We start from the raw sequence: 8,002 nt of genomic DNA on the forward strand, positions 1-8,002 counted from the left end.
CTAGGGAATCACTGATCAATGCCGTCCGTCGCGAGCGGCGATCCGGGCGGCGGCTGGCAAGGCGGAGGAGGAGCGCGGTAGCAGCGCTACCGCCGACGACGACAACGCGGTCCAGCCGTCGATCCGGGCGACGCGCAGTAGGACATGCCTTGATCAGTGATTCCCTAGGGGCGTACCGGCTCGGCGAGGACCGGCAGCACGATCGCCGAGGGCCGCTTCGGGTCGTGGCAGACCTCCTGGTCGGCGGCGACCATCGTCGTGCCCTTGCCGAGCGGGTCGCCGGTGCCGAGGTTGCGCGCGTAGAGCGGGTGCGCGCCGCTGGAGACCTGCACCCGGATCCGGTGTCCCTTCGCGAACGTGTTCGCGGTCGGGAACATCTCGATGTGCAGCTCGAGGCCGCCGTCCGGCGTAGGCGGGTGGTCCGGCCCGACCCGCAGGATGCCGTCGCAGAGGTTGGTGGACTTGCCCTTCGGGTCGACGTCGCAGAGCCGTACGAAGAAGTCCGTGTGCTGAAGGGAGGAGCGCACGTGCAGGTCGGCGGTCACCGGTCCCGCGACGGTGAGGTCGTCGGCCATCGCCTCGCTGGTGTAGCAGAGCACGTCGCTGCGTGACTCGCGCGCCTTGTTGTCCTTCGGACCCGCGCTCATCGCCAGCAGGGACGCCCCGGTGAGCGACGGCGTCGGGTCGGCCGGGTCGTAGCGGTAGCGATCGGGGGCGGAGTCGGCCGGCGGGTCGGTGTGCAGTCCGCCGCCGGTGTGCAGATGCCATCGCTGCCGTGTCGCTGGCGGCGGCCAGTCCGGGAACTCCGCCCACTTGTCGGTGCCCATCACCTGAAGCCGCACCCGCGGTCCCGGCTCGCCGCCGGCCGCTTCGGCGGACTCCCCCGCGACCCAGCGGTCCATCCACCACAGCGCGCTGCGCATCGACAGCCCGGCCTGGCCCATGCTGCCGTGGTGCCACGGGCCGACGGCGAGCACCGCCTCACGGCCGGCGGCGCGCAGCGCGACGTAGTCCTCGATCTGCTGCTTGAGGAAGATGTCGTACCAGCCACCGACGAAGCTGGCCGGCGGCGCCGCCGAGATGTCGGTGTCGAACTTCATCGGCGTCCACCACGGGTCGCCGGGCTCGCAATGGTCGAGCCAGTCCTGGAACGACGCGAACGTCGCGCCGGTGATCGTGGCGTCGGCATCAGCGAGCGGAAGTACCCCGGCCGCCGCCGCGACCCGCTTCTTCTGGCCGGGCGCGCGCAGCAGCGAACGCCACACACCGGCTTCCTGGTGTGACAGGCCGTCGATCCAGGTGAGCGAGGTCTCGAGGGCGAACGACCCACCCGGGTAGAACAGGTCGGCGAACCACGACGAGGTGACCGTCGGGGCCCACGCCTTGACGTAGTCCGGCAGGCCGTCGATCACCGCCCACTGGGTCAGCCCGACGTAGCTGGCGCCGAACAGGCCCGCCTTGCCGCCGAACCACGGCTGCGCTGCCGCCCACTCGATGACCGCGTGACCGTCCGCCCGTTCGTTGACGAACGGCTGGAAGTCGCGCCCGCCCGAGCCGAACGTGCCGCGGCAGCTGACCACGAGCACCTGATAGCCGCGCTCGGCGTACAGCCGCGCCAACAGGCCTTCGACGACCCGTCCGTACGGCGTACGCGTGATCAGCAGCGGCAGCCCGTTCGGCTCGGCGGCCGGGTGGTAGCGGTCAGCGAGCAACGTCACGCCGTCCGTGACCGGGATCGCGATGTCGCGGTCGACGCAGACCTTGGTCGTCCTGGCGGGCGGCAGCTTCGCGAGACGCGCAGCAGCGCGGCTGGTCACAGTCACGCAGGCGACAGTACGCACCTGCAAGCAACGCTCGCCACCCACACCGCCACCGTGGTGGCGGGTCAGGCCGTCCGGTGCGAAGATCGCCGCACTCCTTCACATCAGGCGGGCGGCGGGCATGTTCGACACAGTCATCGCGGGCGGCACCGTTGTCGACGGGACGGGTTCAGCGCCGTACGCCGCCGACATCGCCATCCAGGACGGGCGCATCGTCGAGATCGGTCAGGTCAGCGGCGAGTCGCGCGAGCGGATCGACGCGGGCGGCCTGCTCGTCACCCCCGGCTGGGTCGACGTCCACACCCACTACGACGGCCAGGTGACGTGGGACGAGGCGATCGAGCCGTCCGCCGCCAACGGCGTCACCACATTGGTGATGGGCAACTGCGGCGTCGGGTTCGCCCCCGTCCGACCCGCCGACCACGCCGCGCTGATCGACCTGATGGAAGGCGTCGAGGACATCCCCGGTTCCGCCTTGTCGACCGGCATGCCGTGGGGCGAGTGGGAGAGCTTCGAGGAGTACCTCGACCTGCTGGACGGCCGTCGGTACGCCCTCGACGTCGCCGCCCAGGTGGCGCACGGCGCGGTTCGGTTCTACGTCATGGGTGAGCGCGGCCGGGCCAACGAGGACGCGACCGCTGACGACCTCGAGCAGATGGCCGCGATCGTGCGGAGCGCGCTCGACGCCGGCGCGGTCGGCTTCACGACCTCGCGCACGGTGGGTCACCGGTCGAAGTCCGGTACGCCGGTGCCGGGCACGTTTGCGGCGAAGTCCGAGCTGGTCGCGATGGCGGAGGCGATGCGGGGCGCCGGCCACGGCGTCTTCGAGGCGATCGTCGCCGGCACGATCGGGAAGCTGGACGCCCTCGGCGGTGAGCGCTCGACGATGATGGAAGAGTTGCCGCTGCTGCGCGCCGTCGCCGAGGCGAGCGGTCGCCCGGTCACGTTCACCGTCGCCCAGCTCTTCGACGATCCCGAGGAGTGGCGCCGGGTGATGGACGCCGCGCGCGAGTCGTCGGCGTCCGGCGCGGTGCTGCGCCCGCAGATCCTGCCGCGGTCGGTGACGCTGATGACCAGCCTCGACGCCTACCACCTGTTCATGTTCCGCCCGACCTATCTCGCCATCGCGGACCTGCCGCTGGCCGAGCGAGTGGCCGAGATGCGCCGGCCCGAGGTCCGCGACGCGATCCTCAGTGAGACCGACAAGTTCGAAGACCAACCCAACGGCGCCGCCGCGTTGATGCTGCTGTTCAACAGTGCGCTGCCGGTGACGTTCCCGCTCGCCGAACCGGTCAACTACGAGCCGTCGTTCGACGACTCCGTCCTGATGAAGGCGATGGCGGCGGGCGTCGAGCCGCAGGCGTACATGTACGACCTGCTGCTCGAGGATGAGGGCAAGGCCTTCTACATGGCGCTCGGCTCGAACTTCGCCGGCGGCAACCTCGAGGTCTGCCGCGAGATGCTGCTCGACCCGAACTCGGTCACCGGCCTGTCGGATGCCGGCGCCCACGTGAACCTGATCTCCGACTGCTCGTCCTCGACGTTCCACCTCACCCACTGGGGCCGGGACCGTACGGCGGGCGAGCTGCTGCCGATCGAGGTGCTCGTGCACAAGATGAGCGGTGACACCGCCGCGCTCTACGGCTTCACCGACCGCGGCACCCTGGAGGTCGGCAAACGTGCCGACATCAACGTCATCGACTTCGACCGGCTGCGCATCAAGGCGCCCGAGCTTCGCTACGACCTGCCGGCGGGCGCCAGTCGCATCCTGCAAGGCGCCGAGGGCTACGTCGCGACGCTGGTCAACGGGGTCGTGACCCGCCGCGACGACGTCGACACCGGCGCCCGGCCCGGCCGGCTGGCGAGAGCAAGCGCCGCGACCGCCACCGCGTAGCGGAGGACTGACCGATGACCGAAGCTCCGGCCCTCGGCGAGGCACGCACCCGCAAGCGTCGCCGCCGTACGTTGTCTCAGTCGTTGAAGAAGGCGCGGCGTGAGGTCGCGCCGATCGAGGGCGAGCTTCGCAGCATGGTCGCGGAGGCGAAAGCGCGCGAGCGCGCACAAGACCCGTCGCATCCGCTGGTCGCCGGGCTGAAGCCGTTCGAGCTGGCCGACATGGTGCGGCTGCGCCTGCTCGAGGACAAGGACTACGCCCGCAACCGGCGCTGGATCTGGCGCAACCTCGCGTCGGCGTCGATGGTGCTCACGCTGCTGCTGTCCGCCGCGACTACGATCGCGCTCGGGCTGGCCCATCTCGGTCCGCTCGGGACGCTCGGCTTCGTCTGCTCGGCGCTGGTCACGGTGATGATCGGCATCGAGCCGCTGTTCGACTGGCGGGCGCGGCGGGCCCACGCCGACGAGGCGCTGGCGGCATGGGACAACCTCGAGGAGAACCTGGCGATCTACGTCGCGTCGACGCCCGCCAAGGACCTCGACCAGCAGGTCATCCTCGACTTCGACAAGGATCGCCGCGGCGTCTGGAGCCGGTTCGCCGAGCAGCAGTGACCGCGCGGGCGTCGCGCGTCAGCTCGTCGGGGAGCTCAGCGGGTAGGTCTTGAACAGCTTGCCGGCGCGGTAGATCCGCACGCGGGTGAACACCCGCACGCCGCGTTCGGTCTTGGGCCGGTCGAGGGTGAAGCGGTCGCGGTGGAAGATCCCCTTGCCGGCGGCACAGCTCGGCTGGCAGTTGTCCTGGAACGTGCGGTCGGCGCCCTTCGCGACGTTCCTGCCCCACGACGTGTAGGAGATCCGGGTCAGGATCAGCGTCTGGTCGCAGAAGACGGTGATCGTCTTCGGCTTGTACTGCGCGTGCTGGCAGTCACCGACCACCTTCGTGCGCGCCGGCGCGGCGAACGCCGTACCGGTCAGCGCCGTACCGAACAGGACGGCCGTCATGGCAAGGGCTGGGACTGCGATGCGTCTCACCGCTGAAGTGTCGCGGCTCGTCGATGGCAGCACAAACGACGCCGCGGGTCGGCCTCGGTCGGGCACTGGCTCGGCTCAGCTCAGCTCAGCAGGCCGGTCGAGATCCCAGTGCCGTCGCTGAGCTGGCACGGCGCAGGCAGCTGCGCGTAGGTGAGGTGGGAGTAGGAGTTCGTCGCGCTCCTGCCGCGCGCGTTGCTCACCGTCACGGTGACCTTGCCGCTGCCGGCCGGAGCGGTCGCGAGGAGGTAGTTGCCGGAGAGCACTTTCACGGTTGTGGCGGCCTTGTCGCCGAACCACACCTGCGACTGTGAGGTGAAGCCGCCACCGCTGATCAGCACCTGCCCGCCCTTGAGTGAGAGCTGCTGCGGACCGACCAGATCGACCTCCGGTCGATAGCGGCTCATCAGGTCGCGGTAGGCGCCTTCCAGGCCGGCGCCGCGGATGATCGACACCGGCGCCTGCGACGGGTCGGGTACCTCGCACACGGTCGTCGTACCGGACGGGACGATGTCGGTGTAGGCGAAGCACGGGTACGCCGGGCCGCCCTGGGCGAAGTAGTTGTTGAACACCCGGATGTGCCCGACGGTGTGGCAGCCGCCGGTGTCGAAGGAGTCGATCGGCTGGAAGTAGGCGAAGTTGCCGCCGATCTTCACGTACTCGCTCGCCGCGTCGGTGTAGAAGGTGAAGTCGGTGTTGGTCCCGCGGTAGGCGATGTTGTGCTGCTCGCGCAGCGCCGTCTGCCACGACGTGGCCTGCGACCCGTTGGAGTAGATCGCCCCACCGTCGCCGAGGATGTGCATGTAGTCGTACATCACGTTGTTCGACACCACGTTGTGGGCGTTGCCGTTCGGGTTGCGATGCGGCGCGAGGACCGTCTGATGCCAGCCGCCCCACCCGATCGAGATCGCGGTGTACGGGACGTGCTCGATGTAGTTGTGCGTGATGTGGCTGTACGTCGAGTAGCCGATCCAGATCGCGCATCCGCCGAGGTAGGAGTTCGCGACGTCGTGCAGGTAGTTCTCGGTGACGGTGACGTGGTGTTCGAGCGGGTGCAGCTGGTCGCTGGTCGCGCCTAGCTGGATCCCCTCCGCCGCGACGTCGGTGAACTCGTTGCCCTCGACCAGGTCGTGATCGGCACCGTCGTAGACGTCCAGGCCCGCTCCGCCGAGATGGACGAACCGGTTGTCGAGCATCGCCACGTGGTCGGTGTGGGTGAGGACCACGTTGGCGGGCGTGCGGGTCCACGACGCGAACGGGCAGCTTCCCGCCGGCTTGTTGTAGTGGCAGGAGCCTTCGAGGGTGTTGGCGTTCTCGCCCGACAGGTACCAGTCGGCCTGCATCTGCGGGAAGCCGTTGTGGTTGTCGATCGCGGTCCAGGTGCCGTAGGCGAACGTCAGGCCGCTGACCGTCACGTCACGCACCGGCTGGTCCGGCGTACCGCCGACCGACAGCAGCGTCTGCAACGCCGGGACGACGACGTCCTCCTTGGCGAGGTCCTCACCCGGGAGCGGGTCGTAGAACAGCTTGTGCGCGACGCGGTCGATCACCCAGTGGCCGGGGCTCAGCGCGGAGTAGAGGTTCTGGAAGAACGTCGGCGCCTTCCACGGCGCGAGCCCGCCGAACCCGCCGTCGGGCGAGGTGAACCAGGAGATCTCCTGCACTCCTAGTGCCTTGAGGTTGAGGTTGTGCCAGCACGGTTCGGCCAGCGTCATCGCCGTGCCCTTGATCGCGGCGATCGGGCACTGCGTCTGCGTCCACGGCCCGTTGCCGCCGCGGAACACCGCCTGGACGTTGGACGGGTGCACCCACGAGTCGATCTGCTTGCCCTCGGAGGCGATGAACCCGCTGCTGGTCTGCAGCAACCCGACACCGCCGAGCTTCGCGGTCGCCATCGGCCGGCGGTGGCCGTCGATGTAGAGCTGGCGGGTGTCGAACCCTTTCGGGATCCTCGCTTCCCAGGTGTCCGTCGTACCCGGCTGCTTGGCCCAACCGGTCACCTGGCGGCCGCCGGACAGGATCGGGTGCGCGCCCGCCGCGGCGCGGTAGACCACCCGGTAGCCGTCGCGGCCGGACAGCCGTGACCCGATGTGCAGCGGCGAGGTCAGGTGGTAGGTGCCGTCTTCGAAGACCACGTCGAGGTCGGCGTGCCAGACCGGCGCGAGCGCCCGCTCGGTCACCGTCTCCTGCGCCACCTGAAGGCTGCACGGTACGGCGTAGGTGCAGTCGGAGCCGGACCCGTCGGGCGAGGCAACGATGTCGACCTCCGCGGTCGAGGTCGGCGTCTGTGTCGGGGCCGGCGTCTGTGTCGGGGCCGGCGTACCGGCGTGCCCGACGAGACCGGACAGCACGAGCGGCAACCCAGCCACCCCGACGGCGAACAGACTCGTACGCGGCTTCACCCGCATCGGCCACCCCATCGTCGCCCGCCCAACCAACCCCGGCCCATCCCCGGTGATCTTGACGTTTTCGGCCTGATGGCACCCGCTACAGGCCGAAAGCGTCAAGATCACCGAGGGGTTGGGGAGGTATTCGACGGCGGGCCCGTGAGTGCCTGCCCGCGTGGGCGCCGGGGCTACAGCGACGGCCGCGCCGGGCCGATTCCTGACATATGGGGCGGACGCCGATGAAGGTGGCCCGACTGCTCGCGGTCATCGGGGTCGCCGAGGTCGTGTTCCTTCTCGCGGTGATCTTCGAGCTGACGCGGAGCACCGACCCCAACGGCCCGCCCAAGAGCTACGGCGGCGTCGCGTTCGGCGTCCTGTTCATGATCGGGTTCGCGCTCCTCGGGTACGCAGCGATCCACCACGAGCACCAGCTGCGCTCAGCCCTCTCCCAGCAGCGGTACGACGGGGTCACGCCTTCGCTGCCGCCGGCCACTTCGTTCCTGCCGAGGCGCGGCAGCCAGAAACACGGTCCGGTCTTCGCGGGGTTCGCCGCCGTCGCCATGACCGGGTTGACGATCGTCCTGGTGGTCGGCGTCTTCAGCGCCAAGACCGACGGGGAGCGGTCGCACTTGACACAGACGCACGGCCTTCGCGGCAACGTCACCGTCGAATCCGTCGACAACATCAAGCACACCGGCCGCTACGGCTCGGTGTCCTACACCTCGACGGTCACCGTCGACGTGCTCGGCGGCGTCACGGCGGTGGTGCACGACCCGCAGTACGCGTCGTTCTCGCCGGGGCAACAGGTCGAGGTGCTGCTCGACCCGAAGGACCCGTCGTACGCCGAGTTCCCCGGCGTTCCCGACGAGCCGC

At 69.7% G+C, this 8,002-nt stretch carries 6 protein-coding genes; 3 read left to right on the forward strand and 3 right to left on the reverse strand.

From position 1 onward, the window contains the following. Nucleotides 1-164: 164 nt before the first annotated feature. Nucleotides 165-1,823, reverse strand: coding sequence for a CocE/NonD family hydrolase (locus VG899_03170; protein HWA65353.1), 1,659 nt, complete (start codon nucleotides 1,821-1,823; stop codon nucleotides 165-167). A gap of 118 nt (nucleotides 1,824-1,941) precedes the next feature. Here VG899_03170 and VG899_03175 point away from each other — a divergent pair, with 118 nt between their 5' ends. Then, entirely contained in the window at nucleotides 1,942-3,714 is a 1,773-nt protein-coding gene (locus tag VG899_03175) for an amidohydrolase family protein (GenBank protein ID HWA65354.1), read from the forward strand. Between the two features lie 14 nt (nucleotides 3,715-3,728). After that, complete coding sequence (locus VG899_03180) at nucleotides 3,729-4,325, forward strand: hypothetical protein (GenBank protein HWA65355.1); 597 nt, start codon at nucleotides 3,729-3,731, stop codon at nucleotides 4,323-4,325. Nucleotides 4,326-4,343: 18 nt separating this feature from the next. Here VG899_03180 and VG899_03185 read toward each other — a convergent pair whose 3' ends face one another. Together VG899_03185 and VG899_03190 are read right to left on the reverse strand one after the other, a co-directional pair. Next, on the reverse strand, nucleotides 4,344-4,745 hold the full coding sequence (locus VG899_03185) for a hypothetical protein (GenBank protein HWA65356.1): 402 nt from the start codon (nucleotides 4,743-4,745) through the stop codon (nucleotides 4,344-4,346). Between the two features lie 80 nt (nucleotides 4,746-4,825). Then, a complete protein-coding gene (locus tag VG899_03190) occupies nucleotides 4,826-7,150 on the reverse strand; it encodes a right-handed parallel beta-helix repeat-containing protein (GenBank protein ID HWA65357.1) in 2,325 nt (774 codons plus the stop codon). Nucleotides 7,151-7,368: 218 nt separating this feature from the next. Between VG899_03190 and VG899_03195 the strand changes: the two genes are divergently transcribed. Beyond that, the coding region (locus VG899_03195) for a hypothetical protein (GenBank protein HWA65358.1) at nucleotides 7,369-8,002 on the forward strand (634 nt) is incomplete at its 3' end.

This window comes from Mycobacteriales bacterium, assembly GCA_035550055.1.
GTDB lineage: Bacteria > Actinomycetota > Actinomycetes > JAFAQI01 > JAFAQI01 > DASZTV01.